Annotated in this window: 23 protein-coding genes; all 23 read right to left on the bottom strand. The window is 55.7% G+C overall.

Annotated features, from left to right (window positions below):
- Positions 1-227: 227 nt before the first annotated feature.
- Entirely contained in the window at positions 228-1,409 is a 1,182-nt protein-coding gene (locus ACZ481_RS06615) for a CaiB/BaiF CoA transferase family protein (RefSeq protein ID WP_464769372.1), read from the bottom strand.
- 111 nt (positions 1,410-1,520) lie between these two features.
- Positions 1,521-1,973 (bottom strand): HutP family protein, encoded by a 453-nt coding sequence (locus tag ACZ481_RS06610; protein WP_464769371.1) that lies wholly within the window; start codon positions 1,971-1,973, stop codon positions 1,521-1,523.
- 101 nt (positions 1,974-2,074) lie between these two features.
- Positions 2,075-2,845: a DUF7973 family transport facilitator gene (locus ACZ481_RS06605; RefSeq protein ID WP_464769370.1), complete on the bottom strand. Its 771-nt coding sequence runs from the start codon at positions 2,843-2,845 to the stop codon at positions 2,075-2,077.
- Between the two features lie 200 nt (positions 2,846-3,045).
- Positions 3,046-3,594 (bottom strand): BMC domain-containing protein, encoded by a 549-nt coding sequence (locus tag ACZ481_RS06600; RefSeq protein ID WP_464769369.1) that lies wholly within the window; start codon positions 3,592-3,594, stop codon positions 3,046-3,048.
- Between the two features lie 21 nt (positions 3,595-3,615).
- Positions 3,616-4,947, bottom strand: a complete 1,332-nt coding sequence (locus tag ACZ481_RS06595; protein WP_464769368.1) for an SLBB domain-containing protein — start codon at positions 4,945-4,947, stop codon at positions 3,616-3,618.
- 33 nt (positions 4,948-4,980) lie between these two features.
- Positions 4,981-6,417, bottom strand: coding sequence for an aldehyde dehydrogenase family protein (locus ACZ481_RS06590; protein ID WP_464769367.1), 1,437 nt, complete (start codon positions 6,415-6,417; stop codon positions 4,981-4,983).
- Positions 6,418-6,450: 33 nt separating this feature from the next.
- Positions 6,451-7,425 (bottom strand): cob(I)yrinic acid a,c-diamide adenosyltransferase, encoded by a 975-nt coding sequence (locus ACZ481_RS06585; protein WP_464769366.1) that lies wholly within the window; start codon positions 7,423-7,425, stop codon positions 6,451-6,453.
- A gap of 6 nt (positions 7,426-7,431) precedes the next feature.
- Positions 7,432-7,716 (bottom strand): EutN/CcmL family microcompartment protein, encoded by a 285-nt coding sequence (locus tag ACZ481_RS06580; protein WP_464769365.1) that lies wholly within the window; start codon positions 7,714-7,716, stop codon positions 7,432-7,434.
- Positions 7,717-7,733: 17 nt separating this feature from the next.
- A complete protein-coding gene (locus tag ACZ481_RS06575) occupies positions 7,734-8,537 on the bottom strand; it encodes a flavoprotein (protein WP_464769364.1) in 804 nt (267 codons plus the stop codon).
- Entirely contained in the window at positions 8,530-9,150 is a 621-nt protein-coding gene (pduL, locus tag ACZ481_RS06570; RefSeq protein WP_464770588.1) for a phosphate propanoyltransferase, read from the bottom strand. The genes ACZ481_RS06575 and pduL overlap by 8 nt, the downstream gene beginning before the upstream one ends.
- Before the next feature lie 83 nt (positions 9,151-9,233).
- Positions 9,234-9,512 carry an ethanolamine utilization microcompartment protein EutM gene (eutM, locus tag ACZ481_RS06565; RefSeq protein WP_325535780.1) on the bottom strand — a complete coding sequence of 93 codons (279 nt, stop codon included), beginning with the start codon at positions 9,510-9,512 and terminating at the stop codon, positions 9,234-9,236.
- Between the two features lies 1 nt (position 9,513).
- Positions 9,514-10,035, bottom strand: a complete 522-nt coding sequence (locus ACZ481_RS06560) for a BMC domain-containing protein (protein WP_464769363.1) — start codon at positions 10,033-10,035, stop codon at positions 9,514-9,516.
- Positions 10,017-10,499 (bottom strand): glycerol dehydratase reactivase beta/small subunit family protein, encoded by a 483-nt coding sequence (locus ACZ481_RS06555; RefSeq protein ID WP_464769362.1) that lies wholly within the window; start codon positions 10,497-10,499, stop codon positions 10,017-10,019. The genes ACZ481_RS06560 and ACZ481_RS06555 overlap by 19 nt, the downstream gene beginning before the upstream one ends.
- Before the next feature lie 5 nt (positions 10,500-10,504).
- Positions 10,505-12,328: a diol dehydratase reactivase subunit alpha gene (locus tag ACZ481_RS06550; RefSeq protein WP_464769361.1), complete on the bottom strand. Its 1,824-nt coding sequence runs from the start codon at positions 12,326-12,328 to the stop codon at positions 10,505-10,507.
- A gap of 12 nt (positions 12,329-12,340) precedes the next feature.
- Complete coding sequence (locus ACZ481_RS06545) at positions 12,341-12,862, bottom strand: diol dehydratase small subunit (RefSeq protein ID WP_464769360.1); 522 nt, start codon at positions 12,860-12,862, stop codon at positions 12,341-12,343.
- Between the two features lie 23 nt (positions 12,863-12,885).
- Positions 12,886-13,524 (bottom strand): propanediol/glycerol family dehydratase medium subunit, encoded by a 639-nt coding sequence (locus ACZ481_RS06540; protein ID WP_464769359.1) that lies wholly within the window; start codon positions 13,522-13,524, stop codon positions 12,886-12,888.
- A 23-nt stretch (positions 13,525-13,547) separates the two neighbouring features.
- Positions 13,548-15,218 carry a propanediol/glycerol family dehydratase large subunit gene (locus ACZ481_RS06535; protein WP_464769358.1) on the bottom strand — a complete coding sequence of 557 codons (1,671 nt, stop codon included), beginning with the start codon at positions 15,216-15,218 and terminating at the stop codon, positions 13,548-13,550.
- Positions 15,219-15,236: 18 nt separating this feature from the next.
- Positions 15,237-16,028, bottom strand: coding sequence for a propanediol utilization microcompartment protein PduB (gene pduB, locus ACZ481_RS06530; RefSeq protein ID WP_464769357.1), 792 nt, complete (start codon positions 16,026-16,028; stop codon positions 15,237-15,239).
- Positions 16,029-16,045: 17 nt separating this feature from the next.
- The gene (gene pduA / locus ACZ481_RS06525) at positions 16,046-16,327 is read right to left on the bottom strand and encodes a propanediol utilization microcompartment protein PduA (protein ID WP_464769356.1); all 282 of its coding nucleotides are present in this window, start codon (positions 16,325-16,327) and stop codon (positions 16,046-16,048) included.
- Between the two features lie 3 nt (positions 16,328-16,330).
- Positions 16,331-16,756 carry a EutP/PduV family microcompartment system protein gene (locus ACZ481_RS06520; RefSeq protein ID WP_464769355.1) on the bottom strand — a complete coding sequence of 142 codons (426 nt, stop codon included), beginning with the start codon at positions 16,754-16,756 and terminating at the stop codon, positions 16,331-16,333.
- Between the two features lie 13 nt (positions 16,757-16,769).
- Complete coding sequence (gene eutS, locus ACZ481_RS06515) at positions 16,770-17,129, bottom strand: ethanolamine utilization microcompartment protein EutS (protein WP_464769354.1); 360 nt, start codon at positions 17,127-17,129, stop codon at positions 16,770-16,772.
- A 312-nt stretch (positions 17,130-17,441) separates the two neighbouring features.
- Positions 17,442-19,064, bottom strand: a complete 1,623-nt coding sequence (locus ACZ481_RS06510; protein WP_464769353.1) for a response regulator — start codon at positions 19,062-19,064, stop codon at positions 17,442-17,444.
- Between the two features lie 29 nt (positions 19,065-19,093).
- Positions 19,094-20,308, bottom strand: coding sequence for a sensor histidine kinase (locus ACZ481_RS06505; RefSeq protein ID WP_464769352.1), 1,215 nt, complete (start codon positions 20,306-20,308; stop codon positions 19,094-19,096).
- Between the last annotated feature and the right edge of the window lie 10 nt (positions 20,309-20,318).

The raw sequence follows: 20,318 nt of genomic DNA, 5'->3' as shown, positions 1-20,318 counted from the left end.
ATAAACGAAAAACACTATCCGGCCAGATTAACAACCACTTTGCAACAAACGGAAAACGGAAAGTTTCCTACCTACTGCACTGGACTTGAATCTAAGGCGCTATAAGGATGGTGCTTATTTAGATGATAACATATCCTAATTATTTTGGCAAGTGTTATTATTCAAATTATTTATATGGTTTTTTATCTTAGACAGCCCACAATTTTTTGTGGGCTGTCTGTTGCCATTTAGTCTCTATTCTGAAAAAACGCGGTAACTTGTTCCTCGTCCCAGCCGAGAATTTCTTTTAATATTTCCCCCGTATGCTGCCCCAGCAGCGGGGCATGGGTTTCGACAGCGCCGGGAGTTGCCGACATCTTTACAGGCACACCGGGCATTTTTAGGTTGCCGGCTGCCGGGTGCTCCACCTCCACAATCATCTCGCGGGCCTTAATATGAGGGTCATTGACAATCTTATCGATGGTATTGATTGGCGCGCACGGCAATCCTGCCGCCTCAAGAATGTCGAGCCATTCATTGATTGTCCTGGCCGTAAAAATTGCATTTAAGATCTCACCCAGTTCCTTGGCGTTAGCGGTACGATTGCCATTATTAGCAAAGCGTGGATCGTTTATCAGGTCCGGGCGGTCCAGGATATTGCACAGGCGTTCCCACAGGCGGTCATTGCCAGCCCCGACAATAATATAGCCATCACTGGCCGTGTAAGACGAAAACGGTGTAATCGAGGGATGACGGTTGCCTAACGGCCCGGGAACTACGCCGGAAGTCACATAGCGGGCGATCGCATTTTCCAGGATCGCCAGCTGGCAGTCCAGCATGCCGACATCGACTTTTTGCCCCGCCCCGGTCCGCTCCCGGTGGTACATGGCCAGCATAACGCCATAGGCGGTAAACATGCCGGCAATTACATCACCAATAGAAGCGCCAATCCGGGTTGGCTCCCCGTTCTCAGCCCCGGTAATGCTCATAATGCCGCCCATAGCCTGGACAATAATATCGTAAGCGGGTTTATCCCGGTAGGGGCCGGTATGGCCAAAACCGGAGCAGGCAGCATAAATCAGCCGCGGGTTAATCTGCTGCAAGACATCGTAGCCAAGTCCAAATTTCTCCATGGTGCCCGGCCGGTAGTTCTCTACAACCACATCAGCCTGTTTTACCATTTCTTTAAACAGGTCGCATTCGGCCTGGCGTTTGAAATTCAGGGTCATTGAGCGCTTGTTCCGGTTGAGGCTCATAAAATAGGCGCTTTCTTTACCGATAAAAGGGCCAAAAGCCCGGGAGTCGTCGCCAACATCAGGTGGTTCAATCTTGATAATATCTGCGCCAAAATCGGCCAGCATCATGGTGCAGTACGGCCCTGCCAAAACCCGGCTTAAATCCAGTACTCTTATCCCTGCAAGTGCTTTCACAACAATCACTCCTTTTCTTTTACCGATAGGTGCGTGATGTAGAGGGGTAAACACAAAAAGGACAGCTTGGAATACAATTCCACTCTGTCCCTCATTCGCTCGCTATTTGTTTTATATACCTAAATGCATAATCCCCAGACCGGCCCGCTCGTGGTTAGTCAGCGGATGAATCGCCGATTCCCCGAATAAGGCAACAGCAACCCACTGACTATCCCTCACAATGGCTATTTTGACGGCAATACTGGCACTGCTGGCCACATTGACCAGGATGCCCCGTTTGGCTTCATCGGTCGCATGCAGCAATGCATGGTAATTAGTTGAGGTCTTAGTGATGATGCCGGTATTCAGCGCGGCTCCCAGCACCGCTTTCGTCACCTTGCCCTGGAATTCAGACACCGCCGAATTCCCGCCTACTTCCGTCACCACGACTTTATAGCCCTGTCCGGCAAGCATCGCCTTTACCGTATCCTCGTCGGCCATCGTCCGGGTTAATGCCAGCAGCATCGCTGCGGTCCCAACACTCTTGATACTGTCCACCATAAATGGCGGCTTATGATTATTCATGCTCATTCCCTCTATAACACTCTGCCTTAATTCTACATTATTCGATCAATTTCGTCAAGTTCAAATATAAGCAGCCGGTCTGGCAGGCGTCAGCTTTTGCTCTACTGCAGAAAGAGCACGACAACTAAAGTCAGCACGGCAATGGTCAGGGCCGGCGGATCAACATGAGTATCACCGCTATTCATAGTCTTGCCAAAAAAGTCTCCCAGTAAAGCTCCCAGTATGCCAAACAGAGCTCCTGCCCAGATATTGCCGGTGGCTGCCGCCGCCAGGGCGCCGGGCAGGGCCAGATGGTGGGTGACAGGGCCTGCGCCCATAAACTGTATGAGAATCAGGGTTGTCGCAGCCACGCCAAACCCCAGCACAACATTCTTGGTAACTATGGCGGCATAGCCTGAGATTAACCCTACGCCTAACCCCAAAGCAATTAAATACAAAGCCGTTTTGCCGTCAGGCAGGGAATAGCGGTGAAATACCTGGCGACTGCCAAACATAAGCTGGGCCGCAATGCCGGAAATAGCAACCGTCAGGGCAATGGTGTCTGTAGGTGTGGCAAAACCGGCCAGCAGTTTTTGCACTGCAAGCCCGGCCGCGCCAAACAGGCCGCCAACGATAAGAACATAGCCGTCGTTCAGTTTGGCCAATGGCGTCAAAATATCTTTGCCCGATTCCAGGCCCCGCTTAGCTGCGAATGCGGCCGCCGCTACGCCCCCGGCAAAAGAAATATGAGGACCAAAGTAGGGGCCAAATGCCATATCGGGCATATTGGCTAAAACCAAAATACCGGCCATGATAAACGCAGGCAAGGCGCCTATCGCTGCGCCCAGCAGACCGCCGCCAAAGGCAGCGGCAATTTCAACGAAAGAAAACATTCATTTTTCCCACCTTTCAGAAATTTACCGTCAAGGCACTAGTACCTCATCTCCCTTAAAACCAAGGATAGTTTGCGCATCTTTTCCCGCCCTGCGTTGTTGTCGTCGCCTTACATATGTCCGATATGCGCGGCTCCTCCGCCTAGCCGGCCGAAAAAATCTGCGCAAACTATTCCCTCGATTTTAAGAAAGATGAGGCACTAGAACAAGGCCTGATGCAGTCCCTGGTGCGGGGCGGCAATAACCAGCTGATCAACGAGAAATCCGCTATCCTGAATGGCATTGCTGCCGGCCCGGACTGCCGCCGTTACGGCCCCGACCTCGCCGCTAAGAGACACAACCGCCTTACCGCCCATGCCGCGCGCCAGCCGCACTTCCACCAGCTGTACATTGGCCGCTTTGGCCGCCGTGTCGGCAGCGACAATGGCTGAGGCCGCCGAGTAGCTTTCAATCACCCCCAGCGCCTTGATCTGTTTGACCTCCGTACAGCCTGACAGCGCCTGAAACACATCGGGATGGATATTGGGAAGCACAAACTCATCCACAATGTTTTCTGTGCCAACCCCCTTGCCGCTGCGGACGGCACTTTGCACAGCCCCCACGTCACCGCCTACCATCACCACATATTTGCCCGGGCACAGGGGCTGCGACATAATCAGTTCAATATTAGCCGCCTTCAGCATAATATCGGCGACCAGGATACCTTTGGTAATATTTTTGATCTCCAGCAAGCCGATGGCACGTTTCATTTTTATTTTCCTCCCGACAGATTACATTGACCGGATGTCGATCCAGCGGTCCCCAGCCTGTACTTGCCCCGTAATGCTGGCATGCAAGTTTGTGCCGATGGCCGCGCCTTCCGGTATGACAGCAATGATATCGCCCTGGCGGACGACATCGCCACTCTGCACCACCGGCTGGGCCGGAGCCCCGATATGCTGTGAGAGCAATATTCGGACCTGGCCGGTTGTGACCGGCTCTGGCCGCAGCGGCGCTTTGACATCGTATTCCCCCAGCCCCAGCCGGTAGAGCAGGCGTTTGGTGGGAATCAGGCGATGCTCCCGCTGCGGGCGGGACGCCCGGGGGCCGGCAGTATGGGGATTTTTAAAACGGGCCTGGTTAAATTGCCGTTTGAGTTCAGCGTTAACCCGGCGCGGCGACAATCCCATACTACAGCCGAAAGAATCGCAGGCCCCGCATTCCGAGCACAACAGGGCCTTGGTCACAATATCGGCCTCAGGATACCGGCCTCTGCCAACAGCCTGCATGATGCGATGCGGCTCCAGGCTATGGCCCAGGAGATGGCGCGGGCAGACATCGGTGCAGGCCCGGCAGTTGCAGCAGACCGCCTTGGCCCGGTTGGCAATCGCCGCCCAGGGTGTGCTTTTTTCCATTATCAGCGAATGCTGTCCGGGCAGGACAATGATGCCGCCGGTTGTTTTGGTGACAGGCTGATCGGTGGTGGTCAGCTTCCCCATCATCGGGCCGCCGTCAATAACGGCATAAGGGCTAACGGTTGGCCCGCCGGCCAGCCCGATCAGTTCATGAATAGCCATGCCGATAGGAACTTTAAAGGTGGCAGGCTGCCTGACAGCGCCGGTTACGGTCACATATTTATCGATAACCGGTTTGCCGGCAAGGGCCGCGGCCACGTTGACCAGCGTCTCGACATTGGCCACAACAACCCCCACCTGCAGCGGAATACCGCCTTCAGGCACAATCCGGCCTGTTACTTCATGGAGCAGTACCTGCTCGTCGCCGGCCGGATAAATGTCCGGCAGAAAAAACAGTTCAATATCCTGGGCATTCAGTTTGATTAATGCCGCCTGCAGCTTTGTTACCGCTTCTTCATATTTGCGCTTGAGGCCGATAACCCCGCGGCCGGCGCCGGTCGCCACCATGACCGCCCGCAGGCCGATGATAAGCGGCTCGCTTTCACTGGCCATAATCAACTGATGGGCCCTAAGGAGCGGTTCGCATTCCGCCCCGTTGACGATAACCGTATCCACAGCGGCATTAATCTTTATATGAGTAGGAAAGCCGGCGCCGCCGGCTCCCACTACTCCTGCCGCCCTGACGGCGGCGATAATCTCTTCCCGCATACTGGCACCCACTTCCTTTGGCAGTTCAGCAATTTACACGATTGACAAAGCATCAACAAGAACGCAGCGGCGCTGGCGGGTAAAGCTGCGGGGCGAGGTAAGGCCCTCGCCGGTTGGTCCGGCGATTGTAAAGGTGGTAAACCCCTCGCCGCCGACACCGATCCCGGCAAAGGAAGGCGCATTTTTTACGAATATGGTGGTCTCAATGGCTTTGGCCAGCCGGGTCAAATGATCCACATTCTTGGAGTGCATAATGGCCGTATGCCTGTTGCCATGTTCAACCCTGACGGCTAATGCAATGGCAGCGTCAATATCCTTTACCTGCACAACCGGGAGTACCGGCATCATCAGCTCTTCCACGACAAACGGATGATCGGCGCCGGTTTCACAAATAATCGCCCGAATGCTGTCCGGAACACTGATGCCGATCTGGCGCAAAATATACTTGGCATCCTTGCCGACAAAATTCTTATTGACCCCATAGACCCGCTTGGGTTTCTCCGTGCAGCCGGCAGCGGCCTGTTCCTCTTTTTCGGTCAGAATAACGGCTGCCAGCCGGTCAATGTCCTGGCCGGAGATTAAATACGCGCCATAGCGCTGCATATAGGCCATCAGCTTATCGGCAATACTGCCGACAGCGATAACCTCCTTTTCGGCAATGCAGGGGAGGTTATTGTCGAAAGAGCAGCCGGCAATGATGTCCCGGGCCGCTTTTTCAATATCGGCTGTCTCGTCGACAACCGCCGGCGGGTTGCCGGCGCCGGCGCCAATCGCCTTTTTGCCGGCCGACATGACAGCCTTGACTACGGCCGGACCGCCGGTAGCAACAAGCATGTTAATCCCCGGGTGCTGCATCATGGCATTGGTGGCGGCCAGCGACGGCTCAGCCACGGCCGTTAACAGGTTAGCCGGCCCGCCGGCTTTGATAATGGCTGCATTCAGCAGCTTGATAGTTGTCAGCGAGGTGTTTTTGGCCGTGGGATGGGGGCTGAAAACAACGGCATTGCCGGCGGCAATCATCCCGATACCGTTGCAAATTACGGTCTCCGAGGGATTGGTTGTCGGGGTAATGGAGCCAATGACGCCATACGGCCCCATCTCGATCAGCGTCAACCCGCAGTCACCGCTCCAGGCCTCGCTTTTCAGGTCTTCCGTGCCCGGCGTTTTGGCAGCCGCCAGCCGGTTTTTCAGAATCTTGTCCTCCACCCGGCCCATGCCGGATTCATTGACTGCCATCTCCGCCAGCAGGGCGGCATTGTCAGCCGCCGCCTGCCGCATAGCCTCAATTAATAACTCCCGCTTTTCCAGCGTTAATTTTTTTAGCTGCTGCTGCGCCGTACGCGCTGCTGCCACGGCCTCGTCAATGGTTGCAAAAATACCGTCGATACCGGCAGCTTCCTGGTTCTGCCCCTGTACCCTGGCGATCACTTCCGCTGTAATTTTAGCAATTAAGCTTTGGTCAATAGTCACTTATCTTCCTCCTTCCGCTCCGGGCCGCCCGCATTACCAGGCAGCCAGACCGGCTTTGGCTACGGTTATATCTTCATCAACTGAGCCGCCGCTTACGCCAATGGCGCCGACCAGAGTGCCATTGTCCCAAATCGGTATGCCGCCGCCGAAAACGACAAGCCGGCAGCCGTCGGTTGTATTCAGGCCGTAAAGCATTTGACCGGGCTGAGCCACAGCGGCCGCCTGCTCGGTCGGCATTTTAAGAGCAACGGCGGTATAGGCTTTGTTCAGGGCAATCGATATACTGGCCAATAAGGCCTGATCCATGCGTTCCTGGATAATAAGATGACCGCCGTTATCGACAACAGCGATAACCATCGGCACCCCGATTGCCACTGCCTTTTTTTCAGCGGCGGCCACCATTTTTTTGGCTTTTTCCAGCATAACGTCCTTCCCCCCGTCGATTTGCTGCCGGTTTTGCAGAACCTGCAGCACAGCAGCGGTTACCCTGTCAACCAGCTCTTCCTGTTCAACACACCTTGCCAGCACATAGAGCAGGTCCGACAGCCTGTTTAGATACAGCGCGACCGGGGCCGGCACGGTTTCGGTGCGCCTGAGCCTGACAATACACCGTTCGGCCCGCCGGACAATGGTGCGGGCCAAGTCCAACGCCGCGCTGGCTGTCGTTCCGCCCGGGGTGACAAAATACGGCTGCGGGATCCGCCGCTGCTCCAACGTGTCAATAATACTCTCCAGACGCTCCACATGGGTGTCGGTAATACGATAACCGCTGCTGTCCGCCGGCGTGTTGGTTGCCAAATCGGCATTCAGCTGGATTAACTCCGCCTGAATGCCATGAATAATATCTATGACCCAGTGTTTGCCGCTTAACGACTTGCCCAGGCCCATGGCTGCATTGGCCTCATCGACAGTGCCGTAGGCATGGACCCGGAGACTGTCTTTAAATACCCGCTCTTTGCTCAGCAGGCTGGTTGTTCCGGCATCACCGGTCTTGGTATATACCTTCATAGCCCACTACTCCTCAAGTAAGCTTTGCTTGATCTCGATACTGTCAATAATACCGATAATGGCCGCATCCACCGCCGCCTGCGGGTTGCCTGTCACATGGCGGGCGGAGCTGCCGTCAACAACAAGGACCGTTTCGCCGGTGCCGGCGCCGATGGTATCTACGGCCACAACCGGGCTGCCGGCCGAACGGCTGCCGAACTTTACGGGCTGCACAATGAGAAGCTTACTGCCTCTCAGGCTGTCATCCTTGGGTGTAGCCACAAGTGTGCCGATTATCTTTCCTACCCACATCTTTTCACCCTCTTTGTCTAACTGTAAACAAGTTCAACACCGCATTCGCCGGCCACATCACGGGCCAGAGGGGTAATAACCGTCCCCCGGGCAACCCTGATATGCTTCGCACCGGTCTGGGCGGCCCGCCTGACCATGGCGGCATCAAGCACCTGCCTTTTGGCAGTTTTTTGTCCCGGACCGGGCAGCGGCGGCTGTTGTTCTTCCCTGTAGACTGTGGTTTGGGCCGCTGCCGCCAGGGTGTCCACAGGCACAAGCTGAATGCCATAGAGTGCGAGTTGCTTCAGGTTGCCCTGCAGGGCCTCTCTAAAGGCCGGCACGGCTTGGGACATATTGTTTCTAAGCCGCCATTCGTCCTGGGGATCAGCGGCATTGCAGGCGGCAATCACCGGCTTGCCCAGCATCAAGGCCTGAAGAATCAGGGTGGAGGCCATCGTATCGGCGAAAGTCCTGGCCAGCTTAGCCGCGGTATTTTGGGTAAGGACAGGCACCAGTACAACCTCGGCCGCCCGCAGCGCCTCACCGGGATAAGCCGACCGGGCAGTAATGATATTGACATGGCTACCCAGTTTTTCTCTGATCCGGTCGCTGCCGATGATGGTTTCGGCAGCGGCGGAAAGAACAATGGTCAGCTCGGTGTGCGCGGCCTGCAGTTTGCTCAGCTCTGCCAGTCCTGCCTCCAGACCGATGGTTCCGCCGGTGAGGATAATCAGCGCCGTATGTCCGGCGCCGGCAGGCGGCACTGCCCCCAAATCGGTGCTGTGTTCGAGCTGGCGCAGGACCTCGGCCGTCACTAACGCTACAAGCTTTTCCCTATCCACAGGCGCTCTCTCCTGCCTTTACCAAAGTGACAATATCGCCGGTTTTAAGTTCCGCCGCATTGGCCTCATCGGTATCAATGTGGAATTCCAGACGGAAGTCCGGTTTTACCCGGACCAGCACCTGGTCAAAAGTCCCGCCCCGGGGGCCGCTCACCTTAACGGTGACCCGGTCGCCGTCAGCGACCTTAAGCCGCCGGGCGTCCTCGGCCTGCATGTGAATATGCCGCGCAGCGCAGATTACCCCCTCGGTCAGGGTTACCGCCCCTTTGGGGCCAACAATGACAATGCCGGGTGAGCCCTGGATATTGCCCGAATCCCGGAGCGGGGGAATGACCCCCAGGCTAAAGCCGTCGGTACGGGCAATTTCCAGCTGGGTAAAAGCACGGGCCGGGCCTAAAACCCGTACCCCGCGCATAATCCCTTTCGGCCCTACCAGGGTAACTGTCTCCTGGGCGGCAAATTCTCCTACCTGTTTCAGGTCTTTATGCCTGGTAAGGGTATAACCGCTGCCAAACAAGGTTTCCACATGCCCGGCAGAAAGGTGGATGTGGCGATTGGATACACCTACCGGTATACCTGCTTCAACCTGCCCGGCCTGCCCCAAATCAGGCATTGCCGCCAATACCCGGCTTACAATCTGTTCAAGTAATTTCTGCTCCATCATCTCACCCCGTTAGTTGGCTTCATAATTACGGTTTATTCTACCTTGGGAAGTATTTTTTCAATATCGGTATGAGGACGGGGAATCACGTGCACCGACACTAGCTCGCCCACCCGCTGGGCGGCGGCAGCACCGCTGTCGGTAGCTGCTTTTACGGCACCGACATCACCGCGCACCATCACCGTAACCAACCCTGAACCAATCTTCTCATAACCGACTAATACCACATTAGCCGCTTTTACCATGGCGTCGGCAGCCTCAATAGCCCCCACTAACCCTTTGGTTTCCACCATTCCTAATGCCTCTCCACGCATATTATTCATCCTCCTTGTTATTGTCATAATGAATGCAAGTTACCCTGGGATCACCCTTTTTCCGTAAGCAGGCCGGATCGCCGCACAGATTGCAGATCTCGGCCGGCGGTATGGCCGTAACCGTTTCCAGGCTGTCTGCGGCTGGCACCGGGCTGCTGTCTGCAGCCGCTTCGGCCGAAGCCGGTGTTGCAGCCGCCGGGGCCTGTTCAGCCGGAGCCGGTGCAGCCGGTTGTTGCCCGACCGTATCTTTAGTGATGATAATACCGCCCAGTTCCCGCTGGGGCCGTGGTATTACGTGTGTGGCATAAACCTTGTTTACCCTGGCTGCCCCGGCCGCGGCCGCGTCAACGGCAGCCTTGACCGCCCCCACGTCGCCGCTCAGCTTGATGACAACCATACCGCCGCCTTTCGTCAGCTCATAACCAAGCAATTGCACATTGGCAGCCTTCATGGCGGCGTCGGCCGCTTCCAGCCCGGCCGCCAGCCCTACTACTTCAATTAAACCTAAGGCGTTTTTGACCATGTATTCACCTCCCCATGGCCCTGAGCCAATTCCGGCAATATTTTAAGAACGATCTCGCGGACCCGCGCATATAGCCCGTCAGGTTCGTCAGCAGCAGCTTCCGCCGCCTGGCGGTCCTTAAAAGGCAAACCCTTGACCAAGCGGGCGGCATTATAGCCAAACCGCCGCCACTCGGCCGCGTCCTGCTTGCCTGTTAAAACAAACAGCGGCTCCCCTGCAGGCAATTTGCGATAATGGATGCACAGTCCGTCAGGGCTGATGCCCACGCCTACCCCCAGCGCCGACTGATAAGCGCCCTGATGGCCAAGGGCGACGGCATCCGTGTCGGTGCCGGTTCGCAGGGAATACGGCACACCTTCTTCTTCCATGCCGGCCTGAATTTCCCGCAGCTTCGCCGCCTCACCGGCATGGGGAAAAATATGAATTACAATACTGGGTCTGTTACTTGTTTGCTCTGGCTGCATATCGCTCACGCCCCGCTATCAAGATAAGACAATACCAGGCCTGTGGCTACGGCATTGCGGGGACCCTGGCTGCCGCGGATATTCCCCCGCCCGCAGACAATGCCATATTCAGCCAGGGCATCTGTCACCATATCGGCTACTTCAAAATCCAGGGCTGACCCGCCTACTAACACGACAAATTCAATATGCCTGATATTGCCGGTTGGGGCAACCCGGGCCAGCGAGCGCAGCGCATTGGTAACAAACACCCGTTTTTTTGCTTCCCGCCGGACATGCCTGATGCGGTCCAGGGCATGGTCAAACGGGATTGGCACCATGCCGCCGTCTTTTAAGATAACCACCCGGGCAAAAACATGGGGCGGCAAATGACTGTCATAAAATTTGACTGTGCCGTCCTCCAGCCGGATATGGTACAGGCTCTCCACCTTGGCCAAAGGGTATTTTTTAATATCCTCGGCCAGGTCAAAATCATTGAGCCCCAGCTCCGAGTTAATCAGCATTGTCACCATATCGCCGGCACCGCCCAGATGGATGGCCTGGACCTGTCCGTCCCTGGTAATAATCGCGGCATCGGTGGAACCGCCGCCCATATCCAGAATGGCTAAGGGCTTGTCAGTACCCGGGGTCGTTAAAGCGCCGCGAACCGCCATATTCGCCTCGACGCCGGCAATCTCGACCCGTACATGCAGCTCTTCTGTAAGCTTATCGGCGATTTGCTGCATCGGCAGCCGGCTGGTTTTGACCATAGCCGCCAGGGCGACTGCGCTTTCCAGGGCAAACTCACCGGCCAGACCGCCCTGCACCCTTTGCGGCACAAAGGTATCAACAGCCAGCACATCCTGGATCTTCATGGCGCCGGCCGCCTGGGCTGTAAGCTCAGCCATCACCTGGCGGACCCGTTCCAGCATGCCGTTGACATTTGTTCCTGCCTCTCCCTGGACATCAAGCACCGGCTGGACCCGCTCCACCGCCGCCATAATCGCGGCTGCCCCCGCCTCTACGTCGACATCGGCCCTGCCTTTCTGCCCGACAACGGTAATAAAACCGGCCGGGATCGAACGGGCCTTGACATCCCCGGCCGGGGTGCGGACAACAACCGCCGAACGGTTGCCGATCAAAGCCCGGGCTATGGGCACAACCATTTTGGTTTCCTCTGCCGTCAGGTCAAAAACCGTGGCAATGCCATAGGGGTTGGAGAGGGTTGCAATGGTTTGGCCGGCTTCCGCCACCTCGACCGCAGCCAGCATGCCGACCGGGACTTTTTCGAGCAGCGTGACTTCATCAACAACCGGTATTTTCTGGTTAAGCCTGTTGACAATCAGGACAGCATCATCCTGCCGGGCTATCGCCCCCTGGATCAGCACGCCGCGGTCGGCAGCCGTGTTGATCGCCCGGGCTGCATCGGCAAAATCGATCCCCCCGGGAATCAGGCAGATAACTTTTTCACCGGCAGCCAGGCGGTCCAGCTCGCTTAACGTTACCGTCAGGCCGACGCCCAGCCCCAGGCCGCCGGGGGTGGAAGGATTATGGCCGATCATGGTTGACTCGGTAATAATGGTTTCCGTAATGGTTTCCATCGCCAGATCCCCGATGACCGGAGTAGCTTCATTCAACCGTATTTCCTCAAGCTGGGACAAGGTCAGCCCCGCCTGCCGCAAAGCCGCCTGCAAAGCAATGGCAATACCGGGCACATTGGCCAGGGTCCCTTTTATCCCGGTGGTCTTAATAATACCGCTTGCCAGGTATTCTGCTATCTGCCCCTGTTCAAGCCGGGCCAGACATACTTCCGTTGTGGAGTTGCCAATATCCACGCCTGCAATAATCGGCATGAGGTTCCCACCTTAGTCCGCCCGGAGACGGTTCCGGCGCTCGTAAACCTCGGCGGCCTCTCTCACGAAAGCGGCGTTAATTTTCGCATTGTATTTTGCTTCCATTTCCTCGGCAATTGCCAGCAATTCCTGTTTGGTGGAGCGATAAGGGCGCATGGCATTATAAATCTCCAGTACGCGGGCATCGGGAATAGCTACCAGTTCGGCCGCACGCCGCAGGTTATTGGCAAATTGATAGCGGCCGACGCCATCGGCGATTTCGGCCTGCAGCCTGAGGGTCTGGGGTGTGATCCGGACATCCTCGGCGTTAACCTCACCGTTCATAACCTTCTCCAGCGTAATCTCAGCCAGGGTTTTGCCCGTAGGGGTCTTTAACAGCTCAGGCCGTTTGCTGGCCAGCGGATAATCGCGGTCCGGGCAAAGCGCCGCCGTCTGCGGCTGGACCGTCGTTTTCACTGCCGCCGGCTGGGCCGCTCCCGCCATTGATTTCAATACTTCGCGCACCAGGTCTTCCAACATTTTATTCTCAGACATGTATTTCACCTCCGCCTAGTTAGTTAAAACTGTACGTCCAGTTCAACCGGTTTGGCACCGGGAACGACGTGTTCGGTTTCTTTAATATGCAATACGGCCGCTTTGGCCTGGTATTTGGGCCGGGCCATCTGATCATTTTTGGTCGGCACCGGGGTTGGCGACTCGCCTTTGGCATATTTCGCCGCATTTTTGCCGATGTGGCGGTAGGCCTCCAGGTCCAGCAGCGGCGCCTGCGAAAACAGCTCCAGATTGCTGAGCGGCGGCAGGTCCTTCTGATGAATGACGGTGGTACCGCGGGACTGGATGCCGATGGCAATGCCCGAGCCGCTGAGTTTCGTGCAGTCGTGGGCGGCAAAGGCCACGTCCGAGGTCCGGAGAACGCGGACAACTCTTGCCTGTACGCCTTCCTCCTCAATGCCGGCAATCATTTCCCGCAGCACATCGCTGTGGGGCACATTGACAATCGTTTTATTCTGGAATTTGCCGAAAGCCGGCGCCAGGGCGATAATGACTTCGTCAGACCGGCTGCCGGTGCGGGCCTCCCCTTTTTCCACCAGCGTCATAGAACGGCCGCCTGCCGGCTTCGGCGCTGCCCCGGGCTGGGCCATGCCGGCCAGGACCTGCCCAATGATCTCGCGAATCAGTTGTTCGTTAATTTGCATTTTACACTCACCTCTCCCTACACTCACACATCAAAATCAGACGCTTTGACCGCCTGGCGTATATCCTTAATCTCATCCCAGCGCTCTTTGCTGAGGCGATAGCCGGTGCCGGGACCGCGATAGTCATTCTTGCAGTTTACGGCGCTGATCACATTGAGCTGTTTGTCAAGGATGGCGGCCGTGTGGAGATAGTCGCCGGAAATCCGTTGTTTAAGAGTCCCCAGCACATTCTCGGCAACATCAGTAAAGCCGCTTTTGGCAAGGGCCTTCACGATATCCACGCCGGTAAGGCCGCGCTTCATCATCTCTTCCGCCCCCTTCAGATCTTCCACTACATTGCGCTTAATAATCTCTTTGGTGCCATGGGCATAGGTGGCCGCTTCCACTTCCTCGTCGGTAATGGCCGGGAAGCCAAACTCCTTAAACACTGCTTGGATGGCTTTGGCCGCTTTATTCCGGACCGCAATCACCGCTTCTTCGGTTACCGGTTTCAGACCGCCGTCCACCATCAGGTCCCGCTGGATAATATTCCAGTCGTCGTAATCGTCCACATCCCAGTTGGAACCGGCAAACATATTATCATAATTCGGACTGGCGCTATAGCCTGAGCAGATGAAGTCGGTTCCCGGCAGCATTTGCATCAGGGTCCGGGCCGTCCGGCGAATATCCGAATGGGTAAAGGTCTGGTCATTACTGGAGGCAACCTCCAGGTCAAGCATGGCGGCGGTGAGGTTTTCACCGAGGATGGCGCGAATGCCGGACGGAACGGCGGCCGGTACACCCACACAGCTTACCGAACCGTTCTGGAGCCCCTGCACACCGGCGCCGCGGGTCAGCATGATGCAGCGCACCTCAAGGTACAGCATGGACTTGCCTTCGGCATAACCCATTTGCACTTCCGAGCCGGTACCGGAGGTAAAGCGCATTTTAAGGCCGCGGGAGGCATAAGCCGAGGCCAGGAAGGCCTTGGACCAGGGTGTGTCATCCCCGTCGACAAACACATTCTCCGTACCATAGACCGAGATGGTTTCGGCATAAGCGGTAATGCCCCGCATCCCCAGCAGCAACTCGGTGGCTTCCTCCAGCGCGCACTGAATCAGGACACCGCCCCGTCCCACCTGGCCGCCGATCTGCAGGGCCAGCGCATTAAACGGCGCATAGCGGACAACCGCTACGGTTGTTTCCATTTCATCAAAGCCGCGCATCGCGGCTTCGGCCGCATCGGCGGCAATCAATACCGGATTGTCCTGAGGATTGGTCACATGGCATTGATTGGAGGGGACCTTCCGGGCCCGCATCTTTTGCATAGCCATCATCATTTCCACGACATTCATGGTGTTGAGTACGGCCACAATTTTAGCCGCCGTCAGGCCGCGGACCAGTTTAATCAGTTCCTCCCGCGCTACATTGATATCAACAAGCATTTTGGCAATCTCCGTATCGGACATGGCCATGGCCTGTTCGGCGACCGAGGTATCAATAGCATAATCGGCAATAAACTGATCAATAAAATCAAACTGGGAACGGGGAATCCCATCCATCTCCACAATCCTGCCGTTTTCGATCTTAATGCTGGGTTTGGGATCGTTGGGGCTGCCCATGGCCATGAGGCCGACTTCCGGCCACTCAACTACGAAACCATCCTGATTCACAGGGCGGGCTGCCAACATTTCAAAACGTTTTGATCTCTTCATTTCAATTCCCCCCTGTTCTTAGATATATGGCGTTGTTGCCGACGGCGCCGGACCGGCCATAGCCTCCAGCAATTTTTTGCCCACTTCTTTGGCGGAGATGACCGATTGCCGCACGGCCCCGGAATCGCCGGTCACCATAAGAATGACCTCATTGGAATAACTGGTGCCGCCGGCCGGGCTGGCATAGCCGACAACCTCGACACTGGCTGTTTTTACTGCCGTATCTGCCATTAATACGCCAATGGCGGCCGGGGCGCCCACGATTAAGCCGAAGGCTTTGCCGACAGGGGCGCCAAAGGCTTTATTGATCGCATAGCTGGCCCGGGCTGTGTATTGCAGTTCAAGATGGCCGGCATCATTGGCATATACATCGCCAAAGGTCCGGTTAAGCTCTTTCAACGCCACTTCAATGGCCCGGCGGGCATCTGAAACCTCTTCCGCCCCAAAAATGATCAGCGAACCGTGGCCGGCACCGCCTTTCGTATCCCGGGCCAGTTCAATGGCCACAATTTCGGTATTCGTAGCCTTGACGGCTTCATCGGCCGCCATGATGTGCGGACCGGCGCCGGTCCGGGCACCCAGGATGCCAATCGACCGGTATTTGGGATCTATTTTCATTTTTTCATGCAGCACCGGGTCAACATTGGCAATGACCAGGCCGATGGTGTCGCCGATGGCCGTACCGACAAACTCGGTTATCCCCGGGTTTATGGCCGCCTTGCCCGCCTCGCCGGCAGCCGCTGCCGGCGCCGCGGTTTCCATGCGTTTCTTGATTTCATCCATTACTTTTTCAATCAATTGGTCTTGCATATCATACACCTCCAAAATTATGCCTGTTTAACCTTAGGAAGGATTTTTTCAACATCCGTATGGGGACGGGGAATCACATGGATGGACACAACTTCACCAACATGGCCGGCAGCCGCCGCCCCCGCATCGGCCGCCGCCTTGACAGCGCCAACATCGCCCCGCACCATAACAGTAACCAGCCCGGAACCAATCTTTTCATATCCTACCAGCACAACATTGGCGGCCTTTACCATGGCATCGGCCGCCTCAATGGCCCCTACCAGGCCTTTGGTTTCAATCAAACCTAACGCTTCACTCACTGTCTACACCTCCTTTCGCAGCAGATACTCTGTTAATTCGGTCAAACCGGCCCCGGTATAGGCGGAAACACAGAAAAAGGGCTCTTGAATGCCCGCCTGGAGCAGGCGGAGCTTGGCTTCCTCCTGCTCAGCGCCGGGGGCATCTATTTTGGTGACCACTCCCACTACCGGCCGGGGAAACATGGCCGCAAAACCCGGCGGGAGGGTTATCCGCAAATCGGTGGCAGCCTGCACCATCAGGACAACGGAGGCTGAGGTGGCGGTTACCGCCAGGGCCGAATAAAAACGGGGCATTTGCGCATATTCGCCCGGTGTGTCGATTGCCCCGTCGCTAAAACTGATGGTGGACGTTTTTTCCGCCTGCCGGCTGTTTTGGCTCAGCGCATGGATAAGCGAGGTCTTACCGGCACCCACGGGACCTACCAACATAATCACGGCCCAATCACGACCTTGTGAGCCTGGCGGCGGAAAAACCCAGTCCGTCAGCCAGCAGATGAATAACCTGCCGCAAGGCGGCCTCAACGGCGGAGACATTGCCGGTAATAACCACCGAACCGGTAAACCGGTCCATAAAGCCAATCTGAACAGCGGCTGTTTTTGTGGCCGCATCGGCAGCAATAATTGCCGCCTCGCACGGGGTAATGGTCAAGATGCCGATGGCGCCGCTATCCACAATCCCCAGTTTTCCGCATAGTTCTTTTTTGGGATTGGCTATAAGGTGAGCCAGCGTTACTTGTTTACCGGGCACATATTCCTGTACAACTCTTGGCTTTTCCTGATTCATACCATACCTCGCAATCATTGCTACTTGTTGACTGAATAATCGCTTTCGCCATAATAATTTGCTTTTTTCGCTTAATCACCTTGAGATGAAATCGCCGGATCACAGGACATATTTGCGCACTGCCGCCGGACACTATGCGGGTAAAATTTTCCTGCCGGCCGGCATCATGATATCTTGCGGCCGCTTGTGTTTTTTTTGCGGGCCAAAACAAAAAAAGACTGTTTTTCACAGTCTTTTTCCATAGCCGGACTACCCTGGGGGGCGCATCCCACTGGTCAATTGCATTTTATTGTTGGATTAGAGAAAGTTATTGCCGGCCGCCTGTAATCCCTACACCGGTTTATTGTTGTTTCTGAACCGGGTCCGGTACTGGTTGGGAGTGGCGCCGACCTCCTGCCGGAATACGCGGCAAAAATAACTGGCATCCTGATAACCGGTCTCCCCGGCAACCCGCACGACCGTCAGTTCCGGGTCCTGCAACAGTTTTTTGGCCTTATCAATTCTTACTTTGGTCAGAAAATCAACAAAATTGCAGCCCTGTTCGGCCTTGAAAATGCGGCTGAAATAATAAGGGCTCAAATGGACGGTCTGGGCAACCTCATCCAGGGATATACTTTTATGGAAGTTTTCCGTTATATAGGCGCAGGCTTTGTTAATCAGCCGCGCATTCATACTTGTACGGTGTTCCAGCATATTGTCCATAAACTGATCCAGGGCATCCAGAATCCAGCGGCGCACCGCTTCCCGGTCGGCACAGCCTGTTAAATGATTGATGCAGTTAAAGTTGAGCAAGGTCAGCTGTTCGAGATTGGCCCCGCCTTCCACGGCCGCTCTTGATAATACAATCAGCAGTTCCAGGACACAGGCTTTCACCGTCTCGATACTGGCCTTGGCGGTAAAAATCTCGTGCAGGAGGTGATGCAGCGCCTCCTTGGCCTGCTGCCGCTCACCGCAGCGCACCCGGTCGAGCAGGCTGCGCTCATAATTGAAGGGGTACCGGAAGGGCACGGCACTGAGATGAGGCAAATCGTCAATATGGATAATCTGATTATCGCCCATATAAAATTTTTGCTGCTCGGCGCTTACCGCCGCCAGATACGACTTATGAATATGCAGCGGGCTGTCAAAGTAGTGGCCGATGCCGATTGTGAGACTTATGCCCAGGGCAGTAATGCCATTCCTGATGCGGACTGCCGTCTCCCGGGCCCGGGTTTCAACAAATTCCCGGCCGGGCTTGTCCGCATACCCCATCAGGATAATGACCTCGTCCCCGCCAAAGGGAATCACCATCACCTCCTGGCCGGCAATTTTACAAATCTGCTGATACACGCGCTGTTTGACTACCTGCCGTTCCAGCTCGGACGCGCCGCGGGTAATTTGCTGGAAATGGTCAATATTGGCGACAAGGATCACGCCGGCATCGGCTTGCAGGCCAAGAAAAGCCGCCCGCTCCCGGAAGTTGTCCAAATCAGTAATCTTGCCCGACACCACATCATAAATAAAGGAGTTCTTGATAAAGGGCATAGCCTCAGCCAGGTTTTTTCTAAGGTCTGCCTCTTCCTGCTCTTTGCGTTTTCTCTGGCTGATTTTGGCGGCGACCGAGTGCAATGTCGCCAATAAATCCTTGGGGCGCAGGGGCTTTAATAAATATTCCACCGCCCCAAGGGAGAGAGCTTCTTTGGCATAGTTAAATTCATCAAAGGCTGTCAGCATAACAATAGCGGTGTTTGGCAGCTCTGTTCTAATGATCCGGGCCGCCTCCAGGCCATTTAACTCCGGCATGCGGATGTCCATCAAAACAATATCCGGTTTTTGGTCAGCGGCCAGCGTTACCGCACTCTTGCCATCGCCGGTCTCACAGATGATGTCAATGTCCGGGCAGTCTTTTTCAATAATAAACCGCAATGCCTGCCGTTCCAGCTGCTCATCATCGGCAATCATAAGTGTATACATAAACTACTTCTCCTCTAATGTTGTACAGGTTAAGAACAGGCAGGCAGGCGGATAACGACCTCCGTCCCCTCGCCAACCTTGCTTTCGATACTTAAACCAAACTGCTCCCCGAAATGATGCTGGATACGTTTGTGAACATTGAGTACGCCCAGTCCGGTGCTTCGGCTCTTGCGGCCCCGCTTTTCGCCGTTTAAGATGGCACTGATTCGCTCAGGCGCAATCCCCACCCCCGTATCGGATATGACAATGGCGGCCCTGTTGCTTTCGATATAGCCGGTAATCCGGATACAGCCACCCTCTTTTTTCGGCTCCAGGCCATGAATAATGGCATTCTCGACCAGCGGCTGCAAACTCAGGGCCGGAACCGGCATCCTCAGCAGCGCCGGTTCAATATCGATCAGAGCCTGAATCCGGTCGCCAAAGCGTACGCCCTGGATGATTAAATAATCATCAATGGATTTAATTTCTTCTTCCACGGTGCGCAGCCCGGCCACGTCCCGCAAATTAGTCCGCAACAGATCGGCCAGGGCATGCACAACCTCCTGGGTCTGCTGGGCGCCCTCCAATAAAGAAAGCCGGGCGATGGTGTTAAGGGTATTAAAGAGAAAATGCGGATTAATCTGGGACTGAAGGGCTTTCATCTCCGCCGCCCGGAGCAAATTCTCCAGCTCGGCCTTTGCTTTCAGTTCGGCCATCAGCCGGGTTTGGACAATATTGGTAACACCCATTTCCACGATGTAATTGGCCATAATATACAACAAGTCGGCAGCGGCTTTAACCCGGTTCTCCGGTATCACCTCAACCCGGTCGAACAGGCCGTCCAGGATTCCGGGCTGCATCCCCGCCGCGGCCAACCGGGTAAACATCGCCTGTCTGGCATCGAAATCACTGCCGGCCAGCACGACCTGCCCGGCCAGCAGAGCCCCGACATATTGCTCCTGGACAATAATGGGGGCGGCAAAATCAGTAAGCCCGCCATGGCAATGATAAACAAACGGGCGCTGCTGCTCCATCGCTTTGCGGCCGCCGCTGTCGTCACAGGCCATGCACCGGCTCAGCCCGGCGGGAAAAGAACGAACGTAGGAACAAAAATCGGTAAATTTACTCGGTTTCGTCACCGGTTTGCCGTCAGCATCAACCACAACGGCCGCAATCCCCGTAGTTTCGGAAAATTTGTCCTGAATCTCCTGTAATATCTGGGTATTAACGATCTCTGCCAACACAAAGCGGCTAACATTTTCCACAAAAGCTTCT

The organism is Sporomusa intestinalis (genome assembly GCF_055383785.1).
Note: the sequence above shows the minus strand (reverse complement) of the source record. Positions and strands in the feature narration are given on the sequence as shown.